Here is a 25,004-nt window from a genome sequence, read left to right on the forward strand (position 1 = left end):
AACCCCGGGTGGTTGGGTGCGGGAAGGGAGGGGGCTATTGCTGCGGCCCGAAGATGTTCGGCACGCGGATCCCCGGGGCGATTTCAACCGGCTCCGGCGCGTCTGGGGCTTGCGGAAGCTCCGGCAGCTCTGGCATGGGCACGAGTTGGTCGCTGGTTTCGGGAACCTGATTGGCACTGGTCGCCGGCGCATTGTTGCTGTTTTGACTTTGCGTCGGGGCTACGACCTGCGGGTTCGGACTGTAGCCGAGGTCGCCGGAGGGCGCATTGAAGCTCTCATAGTCCTTGCCGGACAACGCGGTGTCCATTGTGGATTTCCAGATTTGGGCGGGCAAACCGGAACCATAAATGGAAGCTCCCCAGGCGTTGGTGAGCGGTGAGTTGTCTTCGGTGCCGACCCAGACGGCCGTCGCCAATTGCGGGGTGGCGCCAATCATCCAGGCGTCCTTATTTTGGCCCGTGTCGCCCAGCTGCGTGGTACCCGTCTTCGCGGCAGACTGACGCCCGCCCGCAAGCACGTTACCGTTGGAGTACGCGGCGATCGGCAGCATGGCGGCCATCACGTTGTTGGCAACATTGGCAGACACGCGACGCTCCCCGTCAGAATCACTGTGCTCATAAAGCACCTCGCCACCGGCGGTTTCAACCTTCTGCACAAAGTGCTCCTTGTGCCACACGCCTTCATTAGCCAGGGTCGCCAAACCAGCCGCCATGTCTGTGGGGCGCGATTGGTACTGGCCGAGAATGATGCCCTCATACGGGGCGTCCCCACCCTCGGACAATGTTTCCGGAATGCCCGGCAGCGACTTAGCCACGCCCAGCGCGTGCGCCATGTCCGCCACATCCTGCGGGCCGTTTTCCAAATCCTGCTGCAGGCGGATAAAGCTGGTGTTGTGGCTACGCTTCAGCGCTTCCTGAATTGCACAGGTGCCACAGCCCACGCCCTCAACATTGGTCACAGTAATGTTGCCGGTTTGCACAGGTGCGGAACTATACAGCTTGGACAGCGGAATGCCCTGCTGGAGTGCCGCCGCCAAACCGAACACCTTAAATGTGGAGCCGGTCTGCAAGGCCGCGTTCGCGAAATCCCAACCGTTGGCGTCCTCGCCGCCATAATAGGCGCGCACCGCACCACTATTCGGTTCGATGGCCACGACCGCAGAGCGCAGCTTATCCGGCTCGCCCTGCAAGATGCTGTGCACCGCATCTACCGCGCCTTCCTGCGCGGTCGCATCGATGGTGGTGATCACCCGAAGGCCTCGGGTTTGCACGTCCGTCTCCGAGATTCCTAGAGATGCGAGTTCCGAGATCACCTGGTTTTTGATCAACCCGTTCGGGCCGGCCGCTTCGGTGTAAGCGCTGTTTTGTGCAGGGTCAACAACTTCGGGGAACACCTGTTCATTACGTTCCTGTTGCGTGATGGCGCCGGTTTGCACCATGCCGTCCAGAACGTAGTTCCAGCGCTCCTCGGCGTCCTCGCGGTTCATCCACGGATCCAATTGACTTGGCCGCTGAATTGCGCCCGCCAAGAAAGCGGCTTCCGAGACGGTAATTTCGCCGAGCGGCTTTCCGTAATAAGCTTGCGCCGCCGCAGAAACACCATATGAATTGCGCCCAAAGTAAATGGTGTTTAGATACGCCGCGAGGACCTCGTCTTTGGACCACTCATTGGCCATCTTGGACGAATAGACAAGCTCCTTAAACTTGCGCATCATCGTGCGGTCATTACCAACAACAGCGTTTTTCACATACTGCTGCGTAATGGTTGAACCGCCGCCAGCACTGTCATTACCGGTGAGCTGGCCGACCACGGCGCGGCCGAAACCAGAGATAGAAAAGCCGGCATTGCTATAGAATTCACGGTCCTCAGCGGCGAGCACCGCGTCTCGAAGATGCTTCGGAATGTCGTTAAACTCCACCTGCTGGCGGTTACCCTCTGGGGGTACCACACGAGCTAACTCGGTGCTCCCGTCCGAGGCGTAAATATACGAAATCTGCTTATTTACCAGCTCATCGGGCTTGGGCACTTTCGCCGTCACATAAGCGACCATAAACGCGACGACGGGGCCCAAGATGGCCACCAACGTCACTACCAGGAACGAAATACCAATATTTCGGCCGAGGCGGGACTTTTTCGCCTGCGTCCTGGTCCTTCTCTTTTGCTGTTTTTGTTCGTTCACCTAGGGTTCCACTCCATTGTTTGCTTCTGTTTGCCCGCATGTCCCTTCCAGTGGAACACACTCACGGTTTCATGCTGCCGAGGCCATTGTGGCTCGAACGAGATGATTCCATCTACATTCCGGACAGACTTCCACGGTATGCACTGTGATGTCGTGCCCAGCCTCTGTAAATGCAGCAATCTCCTCTTCGCTCCGGGCAGTACCTGATGCTTTCCCAAGGGTATCCGCAAATACCCACAGCACCACCCGCAGTTCGTCAGCAGCACAGACAGGACAAGCGTGGCCCGCTGGGCGACCGTGAAAGCGGGCTGCCGTAACCAATAGGAAACTCGCATCACATACAGCGTCCTTTGGTACCGCACCCGAACGCCATTGCTCCAGCAGGCGACGCCGCGCCCACTGATGACTTACTTCGTTACGATATACGACCACCCCGCCAGTCTAACGCCCAAAGCAAGCATCTCTACTGATTCTTTTGGTGTCTGCACACCCTTGTGTGCGGGAACGGACACCTTTGTGTTGGCGACACCCCAGAACACACTTCTCCGCACCAGCGACACGTTCGCTATTGTATTTGAAGCACATCGGCTGCAGCTGGAAAATTTTTTGGTCTCGCAAAATTGCAAGCTTGTAGCCATGACCTCGACTTTTTCTCAACACAAAGTTCGGAAAAGCATTGAGTTTAACGTAATTGTTGCGCGCTAAGGAGTACTATATAAGCCATGTCGAATGCTTCGCCTGAGGAAATTGCCGCTCTTATCCGCCCATCCCTGACACAGTTATATGTGACATACTTCCGCCGCGCCGATCAATCTGATCTCACCGGCCCACAGCTCACAATCATGACGCGCCTCGCCGAAAACGGCCCTTCCCGCATTAATGAGGTGGCGCGCCGCGAAGGTATCCGGATGCCTACGGCTTCCAACGCCCTCCATCAACTCGAACAGCGCGGAATGATCGAACGATTGCGCGATACGGCAGATCGCCGCGGAGTGAGAGTGAGACTCACGGCCCTAGGCCGCACCGAGTTAGAACGTGTTGGTGCGGAACGTACGCGCTATCTCGCCGAGATGCTCAGTACACTGGAGCCGGAACAACTGGAAACCATCAGCGCCTTGGCGCCGCTCATTCAGCAACTGGCAGTGAATTACGCTTCTGCAACGTTTAAGGACGAGCCCAAGGACTAACATCAGCTCGGAGGTTTGGCTGATCGATGCCCAAGAAGGACTCAACGACCACCCCTGACGATGCTGGCGCACCTGAGCCATTAAAGGTTCTCATTGCGTGGCGTGACGGGGATTCCGGCACCGAGGCCATTTCGTTTGCTGCTTGGTTGGCGCGCACCACGCCGATTCGGGTTCGCGCGGTCACAGTGTTTACGCGCCCGTGGCCGACCACATCGCTGAATAAGCTTGGCAAAAAGTACCGCAAGTGGTTGAAAAAGGAGTCCGCCCGCTACGCTGCGGCGATTAAGAAGGAGTTGGCGGCTGCGGGTTTGCCCAAGGAGTTTTGGGACGACGAGGTTTCCGTGTTTTTGGATGGTACTTCGGAGACCGCATTGCTCACTCAGGCTGCCACGGCATTTGACGCGCATTTGGTGGTGCTTGGTTCACAGGGGGGTGCGCCGAAGGGTCGTTTTCGCGCGGGTTCTACGGCGGACGCTATGTTGCATTCTTCACCGCGTCCGTTGGGGTTAATGCCGCGTTCGGTGAAGCTTTCCAAGCGCGGGGTGACGCGTATTACCTGCGCATTCGTGGATACTGACGACGCCTCGGACTTGATCAATAGCGCCGCGGACCTCGCGCACCTGTGGCACATTCCGCTTCGTGTGATCACGTTCGCCCCTGAGGAACTAACCGAGGACCTTGGCCCGAATTTTGATTTGGAAAGCGAGCTGACTCATGAGTGGCGGGAGCATTCCTTGGCGTTTCTCGACCGTGTGCACGACGCCGTCTTGGAGCGCCACCCGCAGCTTTCCGTAACCACGGAGATTGGCTCTGGCAAGGGGTGGTCTGAGGCGATGAACTCCCTGAAATGGAAAAAGGGCGACTTATTGTATGTGGGTTCGACCCCGCTGGGGCATTTTGAGCGGGTGTTTATCGGCTCCACCACTACGGAGATTTTGCACCATACACCAGTTCCCATGCTGATTAAACCGGCGGCATCACGGTAACCTCGGCAGGCATGAGATATGCGTTTGTTTCTGGGGCCAGCGGCGGCGTCGGCCTAGAGGTTGCCCGCCAGTTGCGTGACGCCGGTTGGCAGGTGACCGCCCATTACCGCACCCAGCCCGGCGAGCTTGATGGGGTGACCTGGTGGCAGGCGGATTTGTGCGCTGATTACACCACTCCGGCGTGCACACATCTCGACGCCCTCGTGCACTGCGCAGGGGTGGCTACCCTTGGCCGAGTCGCAGATGCCCCACCGGAGGATTGGTTGACGGCGATGGCGGTCAATCTGCATGCCCCAGTTGCACTCACAAATCGACTGTTGCCGGCGTTGCGCTCCGCGGCTGGGCATGTGGTGTATTTGAATTCCGGCGCCGGTCTCCGCGCCAACCCCAATTGGGGGGCCTATGCCGCAAGTAAATTCGCCGCACGCGCTTGGTGTGACGCGTTGCGTGCGGAAGAACCGTCAATCCGCGTCACCAGCATTCACCCAGGCCGCATTGATACCCCGATGCAACATCGCGTGGTTGAGCAGGAACAAGGCGAATACGATGCGTCTGCATACTTGCGGCCGAGCACAGTTGCGGCGGCGGTGGTGCACGCCCTGACTACCCCCGATGACTGTGAGCCTACCGAGGTGATTCTTCGCCCGCGAACCCATTAAAGTCAAAGTATGCACGACCCCCAAGAGCATTTCCCCAACCATCCAGAAAACGATCTTCCGGGTGCCTTCGAGATTTCGGAGGAACTCCGTCGTGCCATCGAAGATCCCACGGGGAGAGAGCCGGGGGAGGAGCCACCGCCCAATTCAGCAGACCCAGACGACCCGTTGGTGCGGTTGGAACGCAATGTTGATTCCACCCGCCAGGCAATCAGCTTCGCGGTTGCTGTGCCGGCGTTGACGTTTCTCACTGCGTTTATCATTGCGATTATTTCCCGCACCACCGGCGGCCCGCTATGCGACGCTGGCATTTCCGATTGGATCTGCAGCCGCCAATATGAAATCCTATTCCCGCTGGTCCCAGGGGCTATCGCACTGCTTGGAACCATCCTTGCCGCCTGGATTACCTACGCAAAGTGGCGTTCCTACCAGCGTTGGCGGCCATGGCTAGCAATCATTTGGTTCCTCATGCCGTTCACGCTGGGTTGGATGACTGGCTTTGGCACCATGTTGATCATTGGCCAGCGTTAGCTGGGCACGCTGAACAGCGCATAGCGCAGGCTACCTGCGGATTCGTACACGATGTGCAGGTGTTCGCCGTGCCACAACGCGTCCGCATACCCGAATGGCTCATCCGGCCCGAGTTCCGCAAACTCCTGCCAGCCGCCTCGCCGGTGGACAGCTATGCGCCCGCCGATGCGCCCCTGCGCCGCATAAACCAGCAGCAATCCGCAGGGTGCGTGCACGAGCGTGGCGTTGCAAGCTGCCGCCGCGGGTATCGACGCCCACCGCACCGGCTCCCAGCTTCGCCCAAGGTCACGCGAGGTACTCCACCAGCGCCCGAGGCGACCACTGCGGTACGCGGTCGTTGAACGCGCCGACATAACCAATGATTCACCAACTGTTTCGATCGCAGATTCGTCGCAATCGCTTCCGCATGGTTGGCCAGGACACCAGCTGCGCCCACGGTCGGTGCTGCGCCAGGTTACGTGCCGCGTGGAACCGTCTGCACAGCGCGCCACCGCAGGTTGCAACCACACGTCGTCGACGACAATCCCATGGCCACTGGTGGCAAACACCCCCGCATACTCAACCGCCACGTCCCCGGTAATGGTGGAAAACTCCCAGGTTGCGCCGAAGTCATCGGAAACGCCAAGCTCAACATGGAGGGTGTCACGGGCAGCATCGTCGCGCCACGGCACTGACCCAAAGAAACCAACGTCGGCACTCCGAGCATGGAACAGCACCACGCGCTCGCCGTCGGAAACGAAGGAGGGGTCGGAGAAACCGGTTTGGGGTTCGAGCACCCCGCGCCGCAACACTTCCGGTTCTCCGTCGCGGAGCAGGAGCAGCGAATTCGGGTTCGGCAGGTCCGCGGCCATTGCGCCGCCGATGCGCTCCCAATCGGTATGTACGGGTGTAGTGCGCGCATCGCACGCTACGAGGATCCGCCCACCCACCTGCGTAATCGCTGGGGCGCGCACCTCCACAACGCCCGGCACGAGCGTATCGACGTCGCGGGGGTCAAGCAACAGGCGATCCGCCTCAAGGCGCAACGTCAGCATCCTGCGGTGCGGATCCGAGGACCACCTCAAACTCCAGCAATTCGGCCTTTTGTGCCACCGGCTTCTTTTCGCCCCCATGTGCGGGGGAGTTTTCCTTGGAAGCCTTGCGTGCATCCCCATCGCGCCACGCAACATAGGACGCTTCGTCTGCCCATTGGGTCACCACAAAGTAGCGGCTCTCGCCAGCGATTGGGCGCAGTAATTGGAAGCCTTCGAAACCGGGAGCGTCGTCCACCACGTGTTTACGGGCGGCGAATCGTTGTTCAAGTTCCTCTCCGTGGCCTTCGGGAACGGTCAGGGCGTTGATTTTCACAATACTCATGCGACTTAGCCTACCCTTAAGCCTTCTGTGTGTCGGCGTTGTCGCCGCAGTGGGAATACTCGGGGCTTGCCGCACATGCCTCACACAACAACACTTGCTCCCTGCACGCTCCATTGTCGCAGTTGACAAACGTGTTGGTGGGGGCGTTGCAATGCACGCAGTGTCCTAATTGCGCGGCGTCGTCACCGAATTCCACATGCATACGGCGATCAAACACGTACAAGGAGCCCTCCCACAGCCCGTCGTTGCCGAATTGTTCACCGTAGCGCACAATGCCACCGTCGATTTGGTACACCTCGGTGAAGCCGCGGTTTACCATAAGCGCGGATAGCACCTCGCAGCGAATACCTCCGGTGCAATAGGTGACCACCGGTTTATCTTTCAGGTGATCATATTTCCCGGAATCCAGCTCGGGGATGAAGTCGTGGGTGGTGCGCACATCGGGCACGATCGCGCCTTTGAACTTGCCAATCTGCGCCTCCATGGCATTACGGCCGTCAAAAAACACCACCTCATCACCGCGTTCCGCCACGAGCTCGTTGACCTCAGCGGGGGAGAGGTGTGTGCCACCGCCAATCACCCCGTCCACGTCAACTTTCAGTTCGCCGGGTGCGCCGAAGGACACGACCTCATCACGCACCTTTACCGAAAGTTTCGGAAAGTCCTCGGCGCCGCCTTCCGACCATTTGAATTCAATGCCTTTGAAATATTCCTTGGTTTTCCGTACGTAGCGTTTGCACGCGCGGATTTCCCCGCCCACGGTGCCGTTGATGCCGTGTTCGGAAACGAGGATCCGGCCCCGCAGCCCGAGGGATTCACACAGGTCCCGCTGCCACAGCATCACCGCCTTCGGGTCCGCGATGGGCTGGAACTTGTAGTACAGGAGGATCTTGCTCTGGGCCATGCATTGAGTGTAAATCCCAGCACACACCCGTCGGATAAATTAGGGTACCCTTTCTTTATGGCGTTGAGAAACTCATTATATAAAGCCAGTGTCAAAGGATTGGCCCGCGCGGCATCACGAACCATGGATTTACCTCACCGCGAACCCCGCAAGGAGCTGTGCCGAGCGCGCGTGGTCCGCGTAGTTGACCTCGCCCCTCAGCTGCGCCGGATTACCTTACGCGACGCTCTTTTTCACGATATTGAGCTAACAGGCGCCGATGAATATGTGGGGTTGATTATGCCAAAGCCGGGGCAGGCGTTAACGATGCCTGACCCGAGCATATTGAACATTCGCGCCGCGGTGAAACACCTACCCGTGAGCTTGCGCTGGTACACCATCCGCGAATTGCGTAACGACGCCGCGGAAATCGACCTAGACATTGTCACCCACGGAACCTCGGGGCCAGGCTCCACGTGGGCCATTCTTGCGCAGGAAGGCAACGAGGTGGGCGTGCGCTTTATGAGCTCGTGCCATTACCAGCACACCGGCCAGCAGTTCTACCTGGCAGATCCGACCGCAGCACCTGCCTTGCGCAGTATTGTGGCAACACTGCCCGAGGAGGAAAAAGCCCGAACCCACGTGTTACTCAACGGCGCGGCGGACGAATTGGAGCCGCATTTCCCAACCGCCGGGCTAGCTTCCGTAACGCGGAATCGAGACGTCACGGACTTCGTCCAAGATTTGCCATTCGATCCCTCCGAATTGAACTATGCGTGGCTGTGTGGGGAATCGTCCCTAGTAACGAGCATGCGCCGCGCTCTAGTATCCCAACAGGTTCCAAAAAAGCGGATCCTGTTTTCTGGATACTGGAAGCGCGGCGCAGCCCGTACCTAGCTCGACCTAGAACCTTGTCCTAGTACCTTATGTTTCCTCTTCCGAGTCTGTAGCAGTTATGTTGTCCTCTACATCTTGTTCAGAGTCTACACGGTGATTGCTGGAATGTCTTGCCTCATCTGCTGGCGCATCCTCAGCCGCGGCGGGTTCAGCAGCATTTGAAGCCGTTTCCTTCTCGGTCACGTTCTCGGCTTCCTTGTCAACCACCTTGTCGGCCTTCTCGTCGATTTCCTTGGGCACGCTCGCTGGCGCATCTTGGATGAGGAATTGACTGGTCATCGACTTTTTACGGTCCGCGCAAGTCACCACAGTGACGCCGCCGATGTAATCCTGCACCGTTTGCAGCATCTTCTCTGGGGTGGCCAACACCATATGGAAGCCGAATTTGGTGAACACGTCCATCGCCCGGCGGGTAAAGCGGGCGTCGGCGCGGTCAAACGCCTCATCGAGGATCACGGTGCCATAGCGGGAGCAATCCCCAACTACGCATGTGCGGGCCCGGGCTTCGCTCAATCCCGCACCAGTGAGCTGGTAGCGCAACGCCGCCGCGAGACAGAAGAACACCAGTTTCTGCGCCTGCCCACCGGAAAGCCCCTCCGCAGAATCGTATACCGCGCCGCGGGAACCATCCAGGTTGAGCTCTACCCCGAGGAAGGTGACGTGCTTGCGGGTATCTAGACGCAGGCGGTAGATGCGTTCCGGAGATTCATCGGAAATCTTGAGCAGCTCGATGACTTCCTTGAGTTTGAGGAATCGTTCCTCGCTGTCAAGGGCGTCTTCGTCATTGAGCACACCATCAACCACTTCGCGCAGCTTGGCCACGAAGTCACGAGCCTCGGCGGGCAAAGCCTCCCGCGCCTCAATCTGCAAGTGCGCACCGGGTTCAAACTCGGTGGTGGAAAGCGACTCATTGATCAATTCCATAGCGTCGCGAATTTCCCGCGGGGCGCTCTGGATTTGGTACAGCAACTTGTTGAGGTTCTGTTTCGTCTGCTCACGCAGCATTTCGCGGAACCGAGCCTCAAAGTTAGGCAGGTCGTCTTCCTCAAGGCGAGCAAGTAGTGCCGCGAAGTCACCGCGATAGGCCTGTTCGGCCACAAGGTCCCCGGAGCGCTCGGGCCAGCGGCTAAGGAACCCCAGCATGGCTTCCATGGCGAGGCGTTCCTGCCGCTGAATTTCCCGGTTGCATTTGGTGATCTGCTGGTTGAGTTCCTTGCTCACGCGGTCCTTCACCTGCAGGATATTGTCCGAGCGGATAGAGCGCGTGTAATTGAGGAAGCGGCCGTTAAGACGCTCTTTTACCTCGTCGGTAAGCTCGCCGAAATCATCAGCCTTGTCTTTAAGCTCACGGCACAGGTTTTCGGATTGCCTGAGTTCTTGGAGGAAACCGCCGCGTTGGCTGGTCAGTTCCTCTGCCAAGCGCATGGCCTCCCGCAATTGGTCCTCCACCCCGGTGAAGCGCTGCTTAAGCTCCTTAAGTTCCACCTCGGCGTCGACAAGTTCATCAATGCGGTCCTGGCAGCGGCTCACTTCGCGCTTGCAGGCCTCAATATCGATGGCGGAGAAATCGGTGACGCCGATGATTTCTCGGCCGGCGCGCAAGGATTCGTAATCCCGGTTCGTATTTTCCTCGAACACAGCGGCGTCTTCATCCGCCTTGGCTAGGCGCTGCTGGGCAGCGGCAATCGCAGAGGTCAGCGCGTCAATCTTGTCATCGTTGCTGCTGCTAAGAACCCAATGCGTGCGATCCGTAAGCAGTTGTCGGTCGTCTTTTTCGTGCTGGCGGGCGCTGTGCTTGACCTGTCCACTGCGGGTCACGGCGCGGCGCTGGCGGCGGAAATCCTCCAGCGAATCCACACAGGTGTAATCAAACTTCAGTGCGAGCTGTTGTTGGATCCAGGTGTGGAACCTCCCCGGCTCCACCTGAATCTTCGTAGCCAGCGTGCCCGCGCGGAAGACCGCTTGGTTGCGGGGGTCATCCGCACCCGTCGACCGCACGTAGCTGAGCTTGGCGCCGAGGTTCGTCTTCTCCACTGCCTCCGTAAAGTCCGCGTAATGTTCTTCCGGGACAAGCATGGTGCGGGCAAAGTCGTACATGACGCGTTCCGCAACCGCCTGCCACCGGTGCTCGTCTGGGTCCACCTGGATCAATTCGCCAATAAACGGCAGATCATTGTGCTGCAAGTCAAGCGCCGTACACAGCTCTTCCCGGGCGGTGAGTAGGGAACTGTCCATGGCAGAGTGGTACGTGCGCACCGCGGACAGCTCCCCGCGGAGCATTTCCAACCTGTCCTGGATCACGCGGTGCGCGCCATACAATTCTTGACGCCGCGCGCTGTACTTCTGGGCCGCCTGCTCCAACTCCTCGCACAACTCCTGCACCTGCAGGCGCATATCGATAAACCCTTCGCGGGTTTCCGGGACGGTGGCGTCCAGCACCTCCGCGTTAGCCTCAAACTCGTCGCGCTCCTTCTGGGTGGCTACCAGCCGAATTCGGGCGCGCTCATGGTCGTGGCGGGCATTGACAAGGCCCAAACCCTCGCGCCCCTGGATCAGGTCTCGCACCTGGTCGCGCTCGTGCTGGTAGTGCTCCACCTGCTGCTTCGCCGCGGTGAGCTCCTCTTCCACACTGGTCACGCAGGCGCGCACCTCAAGGGTCTTCTTTTCCGCCTCGGTGAGCCGGTGGCCCGTAATAAAGCGTTCCAGATGGTCCCGGTCCGCAGTAGCCAGCTCTAGTTCTTTACGAGTGTTGGTAATGCCCTCATTGGCCTTGCGGATAGGCGTCAGCGCCTGGATTTGCAGCCTCGCGTTCTGCACCGCCTGGTAGGCGGCGTTAAGCTCCGTAAACCCATCAACAGCGGCGGCAGCGGTTTGCAGGGTCGGAGGTTCCGGCAGCATGAAATCCCGCATCAGCGCGTTCAGGTCGCCCAACGATTTCGCGGACTGCGTGCGGTGAAGCAGCGTCAACGCACCCTGGTCGGCGATGCCCAACTCCTTGCGCAGAGCATTCATAAACGGCGCGTGGTTGCGCTGTACCACGAGCAGCTCGGGCCACGTGTGTTTCGCCTGGCGCAAGTTCAGCTCATCGCGCGCAAGATCCTCGCACTCCGCGAGGTCGGCCGCGCGAGGGAACAGCAAAAACAGGTTCACAATGTCGCTGGGGTGATGGCACTGCGCACTCAAAAACATCAAGCGCATCGCGGTGACCACGTTGCCCTTGTCGTCATCGTAGGTCAGCGCCACACCCGACCACTGCGGACCGGTACGCAAATACGACTGGGTAAGCTCGTCAAACTCGCTGGAATGCTCTCGACGCCACGCGCCACGGCAATACGTAATCAGGTTACGGCCCGAGCGGGTTCCGGAATCCTGGGCAGCCGCATTAAAGCGCACGGTGACAGGCGGGACAAGGACAACGGACACGGCGTCGATAAGCGTGGACTTACCGGAACCCGAGGCACCAGTAATCAGGTGCCCAGCACGAGCAATGTCAACGGTGTGCAGGCCGTGGAAGGTCCCCCAGTTATAGAGCTGGATTTGGGATAGTCGGAATTGTCCGTTGACATCACTATTCATCGTCGTCCTCAGAGGTTTCTTTCAGGGTCGCGCGGTGTTCGCCGATTAACCGCTCATAACTAGCCGAAAGTGCCGAAATTTCTTCGCCTTTGAAAATCAACCGCAACACCGGCGAAATTTCAAAGCGCCCCGCAGTCGAAGCCGGGCGAATAATTGCGTTCTCCGCAAGCTTCGTCCACGCCGCATCGAACTTCTCCCGCAGCGCGCTCTCCTCGGTGCCAGAAACCTCCTGGTACGGAAGCATTGCCTCAAAAACTTCCTCCTCGCCGACCACGGCACGCTCGCTGGGGCTCGTCATCACCAACGCATACCGCAAATGCAGCAGGATCGCACTTTCCAACAAGGTCAACGGGGTGCGCCGCATCAACGTGGTCTTGCCGGCGACGTCAACATCCCACGTTTTCGCATACGCCACACCTGCGGAATCATCCACATGCAGGGACAGGAACAGGTTATCTAATTGTTGGGCGAGCAACTCGCGGTTTGCGGAAATAATCCGAAACAGCTCCGGTGTTTGCTCCGCCGACACATACGGGCCCTGCAGCAACGCCGCAAACGCTTGCCGCTGCATGGCACTCAGCGTGCCGGTATCGCCTTCACGCAGGGTCGTTGCTCGTTCTTTACGTTCCGTCATGGATGCTCCTTTGTGACGGTGCGGCCGTTCCATGGCACCAATCGATCCAAACTCAAACTAGAGTTACCAAAATCAGGCGACGTGGTGAACTCGTAGCGCGGCAACCGGGCAACCTTTCGGTTCCCGAACGACGTTGTCCACACAACCTCTTCTGTACCCTCTCCGCGTTCAGCATATTGCAGCGCCAGCTTCAACATTCCCACTACGCTGGCAAGCCCCTGTGTGGGTGGGCGCAGCTCAAAAATCTCCGCGATACTGGCGCGCGGGCAATCCAACAACACCAGCTTCAACGAAGCCTCCAGATCACCCCAGTCAATTTCCGACTCACGAACGCGTTGGAACAGCTCCAACAAATCCGTTTCGCGCTGCTCGGCGACCTCCATGCGACCCTCAATGCGGTAGTCCGTGGGATCATCAAGCACCCAAACGCCGACGGAGGAAAACTCGCGCGTGGTCAACTCAATATCCACATCCACCGGCAGCTCCCAATCCAAGCCGCGACTCAGCTTGCGCACCTTGGCTTGTGCGCTGGCAATCGCCGTAGCCAACGCCTGCTGTGACTCCGCGTCACGGGATTGGACGAAACGACGCAGCGAACGCGACAAACCGTTGATGGCTACATACACGTCACCGGACTCGTCTTCTAGATTGCGGATTAGCCAGCGCAGCTGGGAACGCTGGTCAGCGGAGAGGCCAGCGACGAATGGGCGCTCCAAAATAACGTCCATAGTCGTTTCCAACAGGGCGGCAGTCTCCCTATCGAACAAAAGCTCATAAAACCCGCGGAAGGAGCGCCCCGCCTCCGAATTTTGAATGAGGTCCACACCGCGGAAAATATTCTCCAGTACAGCACCCGCAGAGATCTCTTTCAGCAAGATCTGCTCGCGCAACTGTTGATCTAACTGTTCGGTTTCACTTAGTACTCGAGCGAAGTCTCCGGGGATCTCGGCCGCCAATTGCAAAATGTTCTCTGCGCGCTCGCGGGCCTGCTCCTCCGAGATAACGTCCACGCCACGCTCACGGATAATCTCTTTGCGGCGCTCCAAAGCTTCTATTTGGTCGTCTATACCTGCCAAAACGCGCGCCTCGTCGGCGTCGGTGTCGGACGCGAGGCTTTCCAATTGCTCAATGACTGTACTGAGCCGAGAACGAGTGGCAAAGCGCGAGGGTTCTTTGACTTGGGAAAGGTAATTCATTGCCCGATGCGCATCCGAAGAGAGTTGATACAACTCATCTACAGAATCACGGGGGCTGTGTCGATTCAGGTATCCCGCGCGAACCCACTCATTGACGTATTCCGCGGTGGTTCGAGGTAATGAAAAACCCGCCTCCCGCATTTCCACCAAAAGTGGATCCAGTTCATCTATCAGTTCGATACCAGTAATGCTGCGGCGGTCCCCAGCGTAAACCGCCCCGAGAACAGCTGCAATAACCGGCGCCAAGGGCGAACGCAGGAATGACCACGAAGCTTTTTCCGTGGCAGCAGCCTGCAATGCAAGCGCTTCAGCTACCGGATCGCGCACGACCATGACACCCTCCTTTCGACGTCATTTCTCCCGCTACTCTGACAGTTTTTTCAGTGCTCACACAGAAGAACCCCTTTCAAGGTAACAACGACCACAAATAGTGGGGGTAGCGCGTTTCAAACTTGGCAGGCCAGGGCACAAAATATGATGTACCCCCAGGGGCAAATGGCCACCCATGAAGTATCAGACCTGTACATGGCGCGGAAACAACCATAGTCAATGAAGTTACAAAACTAATTCCGCACAATCGATAGCAAGTATCTTCGATAAGAAAAATAGCAGAGGGAAGCAAATGCCCTCGTGCAGCGCATTTTTGCTGCTCCTAGACCCCCGAATCCCCTTCAGGAGCAGCCAAACTATAAAAAATTCTTTGTTTCTTTTTCAAAGAAACCTAAGAATATCTCAGTAATTTAGCTGCCCCTTTTGACAATGCCTGGATTAACGCTTGCGGTACAACGATTTCCGCTGGTACACCGGCTCCGAGGTGACCAACACACCAAGGTTGCGGAAGATCCCCTCATCCACAGGCCCCAGGATCGTCGTGGTGTGGGCATCGCACCCCCGCAGGCTCTGCAACTCCGCCAATGCCTTGCGCGCGTTTGTATCGGTGGCGGCGGATACCGACAACGCAATCAACACTTCGTCGGTGTGCAAACGGGGATTCCGAGAACCCAAATGTTGGGTTTTCAGCGTTTGAATCGGCTCGATCGCTTCCGGAGAAAGCAACTCTACGGAACGGTCGATACCCGCAAGATGCTTCAACGCGTTGAGCACCACGGCAGCCGAGCACCCCAGCAGGGGAGACGTTTTACCGGTGATAATCGCGCCGTCGGCAAGCTGCATCGCGGCGGCAGGGGCGCTCGTTTCCTCCGCCAACGCCAAAGCTTGCGCTACGACGCTACGATCCTGGGTATCAATCCCCGCCTTACTCATCACCATGGCAACACGATCCGATTGCGTAGTGTCTTCCGCATCGGAGCGGCGCTGGTCCACCAACGCCTTGTAGTAGCGGCGAATAATCTCCTGCTGCGCAGCCTGGCGGCAGACGGCGTCATCAGAAATGCAATAACCAGCCATATTCACGCCCATATCCGTGGGCGACTCGTACGGCGACTCCCCGGAAATCTCAATTAACAGCGCCTTGAGCAGGGGAAACACCTCGACGTCGCGGTTATAGCTGGTGACCTGCTTGCCGTAGGTAGTCAGGTGGAACGGGTCAATGAGATTGATATCATCCAAGTCCACCGTCGCCGCCTCATACGCCAGGTTTACTGGGTGCTCGATGGGCAGATTCCAAATGGGGAAGGTTTCAAACTTCGCGTAACCAGCAGCTACACCCCGCTGATGCTCGTGGTACACCTGCGACAAACAGGTGGCCAGCTTTCCGGAACCTGGGCCGGGCGCCGTCACCACCACGAGATCACGCGTGGTTTCCACGTAGTCGTTTTTGCCGAACCCCTCCTCAGACACGATGCGCCGAATGTCCGTGGGGTACCCGGCGATCACGCGGTGGCAGGCAACCTTCAACCCGAGGCGCTGCAGGCGATCCTTAAACTCGTGGGCGGGTTGGTTGTCTTTCTCCAGCTGGGTGATTACCACGTGTTCCACAAGAAACCCGCCTTCACGGAACGCGTCCACCAACCGCAGCACGTCTTCCTCGTACGTAATCCCCAAATCCGCCCGGACCTTTTTCCGCTGGAGGTCTTTGGCGTTCATGCAGACAATGATTTCCAGATCGTCCTTAATGCGTTCCAGCATGGCGATCTTGTTATCTGGCGTGAACCCGGGGAGCACCCGCGAGGCGTGCATGTCGTCGAAGAGCTTGCCGCCCATTTCCAAATAGAGTTTCCCACCGATGGCTCTGCGCCGCTCGTTGATGTGTTGGGATTGCATCTCGATATAGCGTTCGCGATCGAACCCGATTGCTTGCGGCATGTGTGTGGCCTTCCGTATATATGGCGGTTCCTTAACCGTGGATATCTTAGCCCTAGTCGTGCGCAACTTAATGGACGCGCTGGTCACGCCGACATGTAATTCATTTTTCCCAGCCTCTTCCGCAGCGTTAGTATGTGAGTACTATGCCCGAAGGCCACGTCATACACCGACTCGCCGCGGATATCGAATCCGCTTTCGCGGGTAAGAAAGTCCAGGTAAGCTCCCCGCAGGGACGGTTTGCGCACGCCGCCGCCAAACTCAACGGTTCCCAAGTGACAAGCGCCGAGGCTTGGGGCAAACACCTGTTTGTACATTTCGACGCCCCGCACACCGAACATATCGTGCACATCCATTTAGGGTTAATTGGAACCCTTCGTTTCACCCCGACCGCCGCGCCTACGGGCCAAGTTCGACTCCGCATCTGCACCGATTCCGTCGCAGCTGACCTGCGCGGACCCCAATGGTGCAGGCTCCTCACTCCAGCAGAGGTAGACGCCGCAATTGCCAAGCTTGGCGCTGATCCACTGCGTATCGACGCCGATCCTTCCGCAACCTGGCACACCGTGCAACGTTCCACGCGTTCCATTGCATCACTGCTGATGGACCAAAAACTCTTCGCCGGGGTGGGCAATATCTACCGTGCCGAAACACTGTTCCGATTAGGCATCAACCCGTTTGTTCCAGGGCGAGCATTGGATCGCGCCGAGTTTGACGCCGTGTGGGAAGACCTTGTGGAGCTCATGGCAGACGGGGTGCGCACGGGGCGCATCGATACGGTGCGACCAGAGCACACGCCAGAACGGATGGGACGTCCGCCGCGAAAAGACGATCACGGGGGAGAAGTGTATGTGTACCGCAGGGAAGGCCAGCCCTGTTGGCAGTGCGGAACCGAAATAGCGCACAAAGTACTGGAGGGACGGAATTTATTCTGGTGCCCGACGTGCCAAATGGAAGCATGACACCCGCATTTACATAACGAGCAACTAATTGAGGGCGTTTTGCGCCCTTGCTATTGCCAGAACGTACCCGAAGTAGCAGCTATAGATTTTCGGCCGGTATCGGCCGAATTAGGCAGCACTTGAAGCAATATTGGGACAACATCAAGCTTGATGAACAACAACGCGGTCAGCGCCATGCAGCCATAGATTGCCACTTGCTGTAAGTATCGGGACGCCCGGCGCACCAAAATCACCGCGAGTTGCGCGCCCATTGCGGCGCCAGCGGTATTGGCGATGAGGTCTCCGGTATCCGAATACCCGATCTGAAACAGGTATTGCAGTGCCTCCACCGACAGGCTAAACCCGAAGCCCATGAGCGCAACGTCCCTGACGATATGCTGCCGGAAGTACATCAACGCCAAAAGTAATCCGAACGGGAAAAATAAACTTAAGTTGCCAACGAGGTTTACCGTGGGGGCAAACCACGTGGTAGCGGTGACAAAATCCGCAAACGGAATGAGATGAAGCGAACGATTCTCGTGAGCCCCCGTGCGCCACAAACCGCCAATAGTGAACCAAGTCTTCCCCAAAGTGAGAAATAAAATGGCGATCACATACAAGGTCAACGCGGTGCGCAATAACCTTAAATTTCTTCGGGGCATATCGGCAATGCTAATCCGCCGAGGAAAGGAAGCCCAAAATCTAAACTTGAAGTGAGGCGAATGGCTCCCACGGCAACAGTCGCAACACGAACCACACGACGATCACTATCCCCACCGTGATCGACGAATAACGCCAATCGTTCCATTTAGGAATTCTTTTTCCCAAGGAAGCTGCAAACCACGCAATCCAACTCCATGCGAGAAGCACGACCGCCACCACGCCTACGGCGTTGTAATGCAATGCCGCCGGAATGTTGAGATGACACAGCGAATAGATCATGCGGGCCGCACCGCAACCAGGGCAATTGATCCCAAACAGCGCCTTAGTAGGGCACAAGGGCGTCGGGCCGCCAGGCGTAGTGGGATCCGCCAAGGTAAGCAAAAAGCACCCGCACATCGCGCCCGCCGCAACCGCTAGCGGAGCCGCCGGCGATGCATGGGTACAAGTGTGAGTGCTCATATTGCTTAGCTTATCGCTTGCCTTAATTACTCGGCGCCCATCGAGTCAACAGCGCCGGAACCTGCAAACACGAAGATGCTCAGGATCCAGTACAGCACCATAAATACGATGCCGGCAACAGCAGAAATGATGGCGAATTTCTTCGCATTCTCAGAGGACTGAGCAGCCTCAGAATACTGGCCAGCTTCCCACAACTTATCCACCTGAAGTGCCAAGTAGATGCTGTAAGCACCGATCGGAAGACAACACAGTACTGTCGAGAGAATGGCCGGGATTAGATAATTGTTCGGCTTTTGACCGGCGCCTTGGCCAGCGTCCGAAGCAAACGGGTTCGTCATATGAACTCCCTGATCGTATCGAATGTTTTACACAAAAACGATTCGACCATATCAACCCTGCTTCAAACTATTCAAGTGAAGCGACACCCAAACCGTCATCTTATCCCCCCTCATTAGGGGAGAAGTAGCAATCCTGACGCTCGCAATTCAGTTTCAATGCTGCAACAAGAGTGTGATTCTTATAAATTGCTAAGCCGTCGGAAGGGTCTCACCATCGACATCCCTCAACCAGCCACAAGCCGAATCTGATAACCACGACCACCAAAACTCAATCATCGGAACGCCCAGCCCCAAAAACCCACCGCTCCATATCGCGCCACGCATTCCGTTTCCGCATGGCAAACCAGGAAAGCGCAAGCGCCGCCGCCACCTGACCCCACTGGGCTACGCAGAGACGCACAGACGGCTCCGCCGCCATGACCGCGTCACCCCAGCGGGAAAACCGGTTCAGCAACGTGCACCTTGCACCGCAATTTTAGACAGAACTTTAACAGCTAAACCTGCAGGCCAGCGCGATGACCCGGATTCCAAGTATTGGACACAATCGGATGTGTGTGCGGAAACTCCGTCAACAACGCGAGGGCGCACACCGTGCATCCAAGGCAACGGAAAACAATCCTTAAGGGCTCTAAAGAATTTAATCTGATTGTTACAAACGCGCAATCACTACGTTTTGTCAAATGTGACCCATTGCATAATGGGGGTATTTTTACCCCCGCTAGCAAGTGTCGAAGCACATTCATGCCCCCACCCACCGATAGCGAACAACGGTAAACGGACCACACAGTTTCACCCGCATGGCCCGTCTTGACGTCGCTCGAAAGCGAAAACTAGTAGCTCGACATGGAACTCTGCTCAGACAAAGCAATCGCGAAAATTACGACGAAGTACAAAATCATCCCGACGACCGTGACGACTGCGCTGGCAATAGCAAACTTCTTTGCCTTCCCGGCCGCATCCTGAGCTTCAGCCACTGCACCCATTTGCCAGTGCTTATCCACCTGGAGCGAGTAATAAATACCAACTGCACCCAATGGCAAGCAGCAAAGAAGGGTCGAGAGAATGGTCCACAACAACTGGTTATCGGGCTTCATCATTCCACCCGCTCCCGGCATACCTGCTCCATAGCCTTGGTTAAATGACGGTTGCTGTGGGTTTTGCCCATAGGGGTTATACGGATCGGTCATACTTAAAAGCGTACTGCTTTTCGCTGTATTTTCTAACCCGGTTTTATGGGGGCGGTTCGATTACGCTAAAAATTTGCCGTCTTCGAGGGGTTTCACAACGTTAGCTTGCAGTCAATCCAATCGCGGACAGCATACGATACGTGGTGCGCTCGCACCGGGCACCTACCCCTAGGGCCTACCGTGCGGCTTTCCCCTGCGCACGGGGCGCACGGTAGGTCTCTGGAACTATTTCACTACGAGGTTGACCATCCGGCCAGGCACTACGATGTGCTTCACCACATTATTCCCGGCAACGTAGCTTGCTACATTTTCGTCCGCGAGCGCAGCCGCAACGATGTCTTCCTTGGGGGCATCCACCGCGACATTGATGCGGCCACGGACTTTACCGTTGACCTGTACGGGAAGCTCGATGGTGTCATCAACCAGCCAACGATCTTCGTATTCTGGGAACGGCTCGTACGCCAAGGAGGTGACGCCTCCGAGGCGAGACCAGAGTTCCTCGGCGATATGGGGGGCCACGGGTGCGACCATAAGTACGAGCGGCGTTACGGCTTGGCGGGGCGCGCCCTTCGGATACGTTTTGGTCAGATAGTTCACATATTCGATAAGTTTCGCCACGACGGTATTCATCCGCAGGTGCTCGTAGTCTTCACGAGCGCCAGCGATAGTACGGTGCAGGGCTTTGTTGTCGGCGTCGGACAGTTGGGCGTCGACAACCGCGAGTTCGCCGGTGTTTTCGTCGACAACCAAGCGCCACAGGCGCTGAAGGAAACGCTGCGCACCCACCACGTCTTTGGTTGCCCAGGGGCGCGAGGTATCCAGCGGCCCCATGGACATTTCGTACACGCGCAGGGTATCGGCGCCGTAATTGTCGCAAATCTCGTCGGGGGAGACGGAGTTTTTCAGCGACTTGCCCATCTTCCCATATTCTTGCGTGACTTCCTCGCCGTTGTAGAAAAATGTTCCGTCACGCTCTTCAACCTCGGCCGCGGGGACATAAACGCCGCGCGCATCGCGGTAGGCGAAGGCCTGAATGTAGCCCTGGTTAAACAGCCGACGATACGGTTCGAACGAGCTAACGTACCCAAGGTCGTAAAGGACTTTGTGCCAGAACCGGGAGTACAGCAGGTGCAGGACCGCGTGTTCGACGCCGCCGACATACAGGTCCACGCCGCCACAATCGCCGTCGAATTGAGGGCCGGTCCAATAACGCTCGTTTTCGATGTCGCAGAACTTGTCCTGGTTCGTCGGATCGATGTACCGCAGCTGATACCAAGAAGAGCCCGCCCACTGCGGCATCACGTTGGTGTCGCGACGATACTTGCGCACGCCGTCACCAAGATCAAGTTCCACCTCCACCCATTCTTGGGCTTTGGCCAGCGGGGGTTGCGGCTCAGAGTCTGCGTCTTCTGGGTCGAAGGAGACCGGTTTGTAGTCCTCCACCTCAGGTAGCTCAATGGGAAGCATCGATGCAGGTAGCGCGTGCGCGATACCGTCTTTGTCATAGACGATGGGGAAAGGTTCGCCCCAGTAGCGCTGCCGGGCAAAGAGCCAGTCACGAAGTTTGTATTGGATTTTTTCGCGGCCAACGTCATGCTGCGCCAGCCACGCGATGGTGGTGGCAATAGCGTCTTCTTTGTTCATGCCATTGATGTCAAGGCCAAAATCGTTTACGGAATTCACGCTGACGCCGGGATCAACATACGGGGCTTCTTCGATGTTGCCGCCAGCGACGACCTCCACAATCGGGAGCCCGAACACGGTTGCGAATTCGTAGTCGCGTTCGTCGTGGCCGGGCACAGCCATAATGGCACCGGTGCCGTAACCGGTGAGTACATAGTCCGCAATAAACACCGGAATTTGAGCGCCGTTGACGGGGTTGACGGCATACGCGCCGAGGAACACACCCGTCTTGTCCTTGTTTTCCTGCCGCTCAAGATCCGACTTTGCGGCGATGCTGGCGCGATAAAACGCCACCGCTTCCGCTGGGGTTTGCGCTCCGAAGGTCCATCGTTTGTCCACACCGTCGTATGCGCCGGTACCGCCAGCCACGAGGACGTCGACAAGCTCATGCTCGGGGGCGAGCACCATGTAGGTAGCGCCGAACAAGGTGTCGGGTCGAGTGGTGAAAACAGTGATCGGATGGCCCTGGCAGCGGAACTCCACTTCGGCACCGCGCGAACGCCCAATCCAGTTGCGTTGCATGGAGCGAACCTTGTCGGGCCAATCCAGAAACTCAAGGTCATCAATTAACCGGTCGGCGTAGGCGGTGATGCGCATCATCCACTGCGATAGCTTCTTGCGGAACACCGGGTAATCGCCGCGCTCGGACCTACCGTCGGCGGTAACTTCCTCGTTGGCCAGCACCGTTCCCAACCCAGGGCACCAGTTCACAGTTGAGTTTGAGCGATACACCAAACGGTACGCGTCGATCACGTGTGCGCGCTGCACCTTGTCAAGCGCGTTGAAATTTGCCGTTCCGTATGCTTGCGCTAGGTCCTCAGGCACTGCGCGCTCGCCGGACTCCAGCAATGGAATGAGCTCAGCAATCGGGCGGGCTTTGGCGAGCTCCGAATCAAACCAGGAATTGAAAATCTGCAGGAAAATCCACTGCGTCCACCGGTAGTATTCGGTGTCAGTGGTAGCGATGGCGCGGCGCTTGTCGTGCCCCAGCCCCAAACGGTTGAGCTGGCGTTCCATATTGTCAATGGATTCCTGCGTTTTGATGCGCGGATGCGTGCCAGTCTGAATAGCATACTGCTCGGCGGGCAAACCAAACGCATCGTAGCCCAGAGTGTGCAGGACGTTTTTGCCCAGCATGCGGTGAAAGCGGGCGAATGTATCTGTGGCTATGTACCCCAGCGGATGGCCCACATGGAGCCCCGCCCCCGATGGAAACGGAAACATGTCCTGAACGAAAAGCTTGTCCTGCGGGAGCGATTGCTCCGTTGCCAGCGCACCGACGGGGTTCGGGGCATTGAAGGTGCCGTTGTCCCGCCAGTACTGCTGCCAGCGCTGTTCCAGAGCGCCGGCAAGCTGAGGCGAATATCGATGCGCAGGTGACTCACTCGCTTTGTTCATGCAAAACAGTGTAATCCGTCAGCGTCACGCCTTTTGATTAGGCACCTTCGGACACACGAACGTCTTGCTCAATGATCTCCAGGCCGTCGGTGTTGTCTTCGAGTGCGGCGCGATCAATGTGGCCTTTTGCCAGCTTATTAATCACCAACGAGATGGCGCCGTCGCCGGTAACGTTGCAGGCGGTGCCGAAGGAATCGATGGCAATGTAGGCGGCGATCATCAACGCCACCTGATTTTCATCAAAGCCAAGCATGGAGGTAAGTAAGCCTACTGCCGCCATGATTGCGCCGCCGGGCACACCGGGTGCTGCGATCATTGTGACGCCCAACATGAGGATGAATCCAATGGCCTGCGGCGCGGTAACTTCGATGCCCGCCATGTACACCACGGCGAAAGCAAACAAACCGATTTTCAGCATCGAACCGGCAAGGTGGATGGTGGCGCACAACGGCACCGCAAAACCTGCGACGCCGGGTGCTACGCCGTTCTTTTTCACACATTCATAGGTGACGGGGATGGTCGCCGCGGAGGAGGAGGTGCCCAGGGCTGTAGCGTAGGCGGGCAACATCCGCAGGAAACAAAGAATAGGGTTGCGTCCAGCAACAGTCCCTGCGATGAGAAACTGCACGAGCAGCAACAGCACCGTAAGCACGACGGCGAGCAACAACACCTTGAGGAATTGCTCGAGGACGATCATCAGGTTGCCGTTCATGCCCATGGACAGGAACACACCGAAGATAAACACGGGCAGCAGCGGGATAACAAACTTGGCGATCACCCGCATGATCACACGCTCAAGGTCACGGAGCGCGCTGTACAGGGTGTCGCTTTTCACTGCGGTCATGCCCACGCCGATGCAGAATGCTAAGAGCAGCGCGGTGAGCACGCCCATCGGCGGCGGCATTTCGATGCTGAAGTAGGCGGACAGTGCGCCTTCATCGATGTCCACCTTTTCCATGACCCGTTCACCCTCGAGCATGCTGGGGTAGAAGGCAACGGATGCGCCGTAGGCGATCAGGCCGGCGAAAATTGTGGAGGCGTAGGCGATAGCCGTAGTGATGGCCAACCATTTCCCTGCGCCCTTGCCGATACCCGCGATCGCGGGCGTGATCAGGGAGAAGATCAGCACGGGGATAAAGAACTTCAGGAAGTTGCCAAACAGCCCGTTGAAGGTAACAAACACCCGCGCAAGCTGCTCGGGGAAGAACCAACTGCACACGATGCCGAGCACGATGGCAACGACGATGCGGAATAGCAGAGACCGCACAATAGTATTTAGGGTTTCCATGAATTCTCCATAGCCTCACTGTTTCTTACGGCGAACAAGGTTCTGTTACCGGATGACGATACTTCATCCGTGTTTGACACAAATTGATTGAGGTGGATTTCACGCCAGCAGCACCGCCGCAGCGGATGTCCGGTTCCGCCACGCAACGAACTACACTGACTGACATGATCGTGTTCGCTGTATTGCTGCTGGTGCTTGCCGTTTTTACTACCTTGGTTGGGGTGTTAGCGTGGCGAATGAAGCTGCCGGGCAACGGTGTTGTTGGCATTCGCGTGCCCGAGGTGCGGAAATCGCAGGAATTGTGGGATACCGCGCACCGCATTGCGGGCCCGTTGTGGACCCTCGCTGGCGGCAGCTTAGCGCTGGGCGGCATAGTAGCGTTCACAGCCGCCGGCTGGATGTGGCTCGTAGTGGGACTTGCCATTGTGGGCTGGTTGGCGTTTTTGGGTATCGGCGCGGGCATGGCGGCGCATACGGTGGCGCTGTTAGATGCTCGGGCTTCCAAACAGGCGGAGCAGGGGTGTTGTTCTTCCCAATCCTCGCCGAAAACGGACACAGTTGCTGATCCCGCCGCGGATTGTGGCGTGAGCGGAGGGTGTGGTGCGTGTTCGCTGAACGGGGCGTGCGAGGGTGGCGCGGCGGCGTTATCGAAAGTAGATGTGGAGGCGGCACGCCGAGCAGCGGCGGCGTCCGATTCGTAGCAC

The 25,004-nt window shown here is 57.7% G+C and carries 23 protein-coding genes; 7 read left to right on the plus strand and 16 right to left on the minus strand.

Annotated elements, in window-relative coordinates; all coding sequences use genetic code 11:
• Positions 1-34: 34 nt before the first annotated feature.
• Together Q4D83_RS09870 and Q4D83_RS09875 are read right to left on the minus strand one after the other, a co-directional pair.
• A complete protein-coding gene (locus Q4D83_RS09870; RefSeq protein ID WP_303175357.1) occupies positions 35-2,110 on the minus strand; it encodes a transglycosylase domain-containing protein in 2,076 nt (691 codons plus the stop codon).
• A gap of 138 nt (positions 2,111-2,248) precedes the next feature.
• A complete protein-coding gene (locus Q4D83_RS09875; RefSeq protein WP_303175147.1) occupies positions 2,249-2,611 on the minus strand; it encodes a DUF5318 family protein in 363 nt (120 codons plus the stop codon).
• A gap of 290 nt (positions 2,612-2,901) precedes the next feature.
• On the opposite strand from Q4D83_RS09875, the gene Q4D83_RS09880 reads away from it, so the two are divergent.
• Genes Q4D83_RS09880 through Q4D83_RS09895 form a run of 4 tightly spaced genes read left to right on the plus strand, consistent with a single transcriptional unit; the run spans position 2,902 to position 5,539 of the window.
• The gene (locus Q4D83_RS09880) at positions 2,902-3,366 is read left to right on the plus strand and encodes a MarR family winged helix-turn-helix transcriptional regulator (RefSeq protein WP_303175148.1); all 465 of its coding nucleotides are present in this window, start codon (positions 2,902-2,904) and stop codon (positions 3,364-3,366) included.
• A 26-nt stretch (positions 3,367-3,392) separates the two neighbouring features.
• Entirely contained in the window at positions 3,393-4,352 is a 960-nt protein-coding gene (locus tag Q4D83_RS09885) for a universal stress protein (protein ID WP_303175149.1), read from the plus strand.
• A gap of 11 nt (positions 4,353-4,363) precedes the next feature.
• On the plus strand, positions 4,364-5,011 hold the full coding sequence (locus tag Q4D83_RS09890) for an SDR family oxidoreductase (protein WP_303175150.1): 648 nt from the start codon (positions 4,364-4,366) through the stop codon (positions 5,009-5,011).
• Between the two features lie 9 nt (positions 5,012-5,020).
• Positions 5,021-5,539, plus strand: a complete 519-nt coding sequence (locus Q4D83_RS09895) for a hypothetical protein (RefSeq protein ID WP_303175151.1) — start codon at positions 5,021-5,023, stop codon at positions 5,537-5,539.
• On the opposite strand, the gene Q4D83_RS09900 is transcribed toward Q4D83_RS09895, so the two are convergent.
• The 3 genes from Q4D83_RS09900 to Q4D83_RS09910 are packed head-to-tail and all read right to left on the minus strand — an operon-like array spanning position 5,536 to position 7,799.
• Positions 5,536-6,573, minus strand: a complete 1,038-nt coding sequence (locus Q4D83_RS09900) for a sialidase family protein (protein WP_303175152.1) — start codon at positions 6,571-6,573, stop codon at positions 5,536-5,538. The two genes, Q4D83_RS09895 and Q4D83_RS09900, sit on opposite strands and share 4 nt — an antisense overlap.
• Positions 6,554-6,895 (minus strand): antibiotic biosynthesis monooxygenase, encoded by a 342-nt coding sequence (locus Q4D83_RS09905; RefSeq protein WP_303175153.1) that lies wholly within the window; start codon positions 6,893-6,895, stop codon positions 6,554-6,556. The genes Q4D83_RS09900 and Q4D83_RS09905 overlap by 20 nt, the downstream gene beginning before the upstream one ends.
• A gap of 16 nt (positions 6,896-6,911) precedes the next feature.
• On the minus strand, positions 6,912-7,799 hold the full coding sequence (locus tag Q4D83_RS09910) for a rhodanese-related sulfurtransferase (RefSeq protein WP_303175154.1): 888 nt from the start codon (positions 7,797-7,799) through the stop codon (positions 6,912-6,914).
• A 123-nt stretch (positions 7,800-7,922) separates the two neighbouring features.
• Here Q4D83_RS09910 and Q4D83_RS09915 point away from each other — a divergent pair, with 123 nt between their 5' ends.
• Complete coding sequence (locus Q4D83_RS09915; protein ID WP_303175155.1) at positions 7,923-8,675, plus strand: siderophore-interacting protein; 753 nt, start codon at positions 7,923-7,925, stop codon at positions 8,673-8,675.
• Positions 8,676-8,702: 27 nt separating this feature from the next.
• Here the strand turns inward: Q4D83_RS09915 and Q4D83_RS09920 are convergent, their stop codons facing one another.
• The 4 genes from Q4D83_RS09920 to Q4D83_RS09935 all read right to left on the minus strand — a co-directional run bounded on the left by Q4D83_RS09920 (position 8,703) and on the right by Q4D83_RS09935 (position 16,346).
• Entirely contained in the window at positions 8,703-12,251 is a 3,549-nt protein-coding gene (locus tag Q4D83_RS09920; protein ID WP_303175156.1) for an ATP-binding protein, read from the minus strand.
• Positions 12,244-12,885: a DUF4194 domain-containing protein gene (locus Q4D83_RS09925; RefSeq protein ID WP_303175157.1), complete on the minus strand. Its 642-nt coding sequence runs from the start codon at positions 12,883-12,885 to the stop codon at positions 12,244-12,246. Before Q4D83_RS09925 ends, Q4D83_RS09920 begins: the two co-directional genes overlap by 8 nt.
• The gene (locus Q4D83_RS09930; RefSeq protein WP_303175158.1) at positions 12,882-14,414 is read right to left on the minus strand and encodes a DUF3375 domain-containing protein; all 1,533 of its coding nucleotides are present in this window, start codon (positions 14,412-14,414) and stop codon (positions 12,882-12,884) included. Before Q4D83_RS09930 ends, Q4D83_RS09925 begins: the two co-directional genes overlap by 4 nt.
• Positions 14,415-14,849: 435 nt before the next feature.
• Positions 14,850-16,346, minus strand: a complete 1,497-nt coding sequence (locus Q4D83_RS09935; RefSeq protein WP_303175159.1) for a DUF1846 domain-containing protein — start codon at positions 16,344-16,346, stop codon at positions 14,850-14,852.
• Between the two features lie 143 nt (positions 16,347-16,489).
• Here Q4D83_RS09935 and Q4D83_RS09940 point away from each other — a divergent pair, with 143 nt between their 5' ends.
• On the plus strand, positions 16,490-17,305 hold the full coding sequence (locus Q4D83_RS09940) for an Fpg/Nei family DNA glycosylase (RefSeq protein WP_303175358.1): 816 nt from the start codon (positions 16,490-16,492) through the stop codon (positions 17,303-17,305).
• Positions 17,306-17,355: 50 nt separating this feature from the next.
• On the opposite strand, the gene Q4D83_RS09945 is transcribed toward Q4D83_RS09940, so the two are convergent.
• From Q4D83_RS09945 to Q4D83_RS09975, 7 genes are all read right to left on the minus strand, one after another.
• Positions 17,356-17,946: a VanZ family protein gene (locus tag Q4D83_RS09945; protein ID WP_303175160.1), complete on the minus strand. Its 591-nt coding sequence runs from the start codon at positions 17,944-17,946 to the stop codon at positions 17,356-17,358.
• A 40-nt stretch (positions 17,947-17,986) separates the two neighbouring features.
• Positions 17,987-18,406, minus strand: a complete 420-nt coding sequence (locus Q4D83_RS09950; RefSeq protein ID WP_303175161.1) for a DUF2752 domain-containing protein — start codon at positions 18,404-18,406, stop codon at positions 17,987-17,989.
• A gap of 26 nt (positions 18,407-18,432) precedes the next feature.
• Positions 18,433-18,744, minus strand: coding sequence for a CD225/dispanin family protein (locus Q4D83_RS09955; protein ID WP_303175162.1), 312 nt, complete (start codon positions 18,742-18,744; stop codon positions 18,433-18,435).
• 268 nt (positions 18,745-19,012) lie between these two features.
• Positions 19,013-19,198, minus strand: a complete 186-nt coding sequence (locus Q4D83_RS09960; protein WP_303175163.1) for a hypothetical protein — start codon at positions 19,196-19,198, stop codon at positions 19,013-19,015.
• Positions 19,199-19,574: 376 nt separating this feature from the next.
• Positions 19,575-19,931, minus strand: coding sequence for a CD225/dispanin family protein (locus Q4D83_RS09965; RefSeq protein WP_303175164.1), 357 nt, complete (start codon positions 19,929-19,931; stop codon positions 19,575-19,577).
• A gap of 225 nt (positions 19,932-20,156) precedes the next feature.
• The gene (leuS, locus tag Q4D83_RS09970; protein ID WP_303175165.1) at positions 20,157-23,012 is read right to left on the minus strand and encodes a leucine--tRNA ligase; all 2,856 of its coding nucleotides are present in this window, start codon (positions 23,010-23,012) and stop codon (positions 20,157-20,159) included.
• A gap of 37 nt (positions 23,013-23,049) precedes the next feature.
• Entirely contained in the window at positions 23,050-24,300 is a 1,251-nt protein-coding gene (locus Q4D83_RS09975; protein ID WP_303175166.1) for a dicarboxylate/amino acid:cation symporter, read from the minus strand.
• Between the two features lie 164 nt (positions 24,301-24,464).
• On the opposite strand from Q4D83_RS09975, the gene Q4D83_RS09980 reads away from it, so the two are divergent.
• The gene (locus Q4D83_RS09980; protein WP_303175167.1) at positions 24,465-25,001 is read left to right on the plus strand and encodes an SdpI family protein; all 537 of its coding nucleotides are present in this window, start codon (positions 24,465-24,467) and stop codon (positions 24,999-25,001) included.
• Positions 25,002-25,004 lie beyond the last annotated feature (3 nt).

It is taken from the genome of Corynebacterium sp. (assembly GCF_030532715.1).
Lineage (GTDB): Bacteria > Actinomycetota > Actinomycetes > Mycobacteriales > Mycobacteriaceae > Corynebacterium.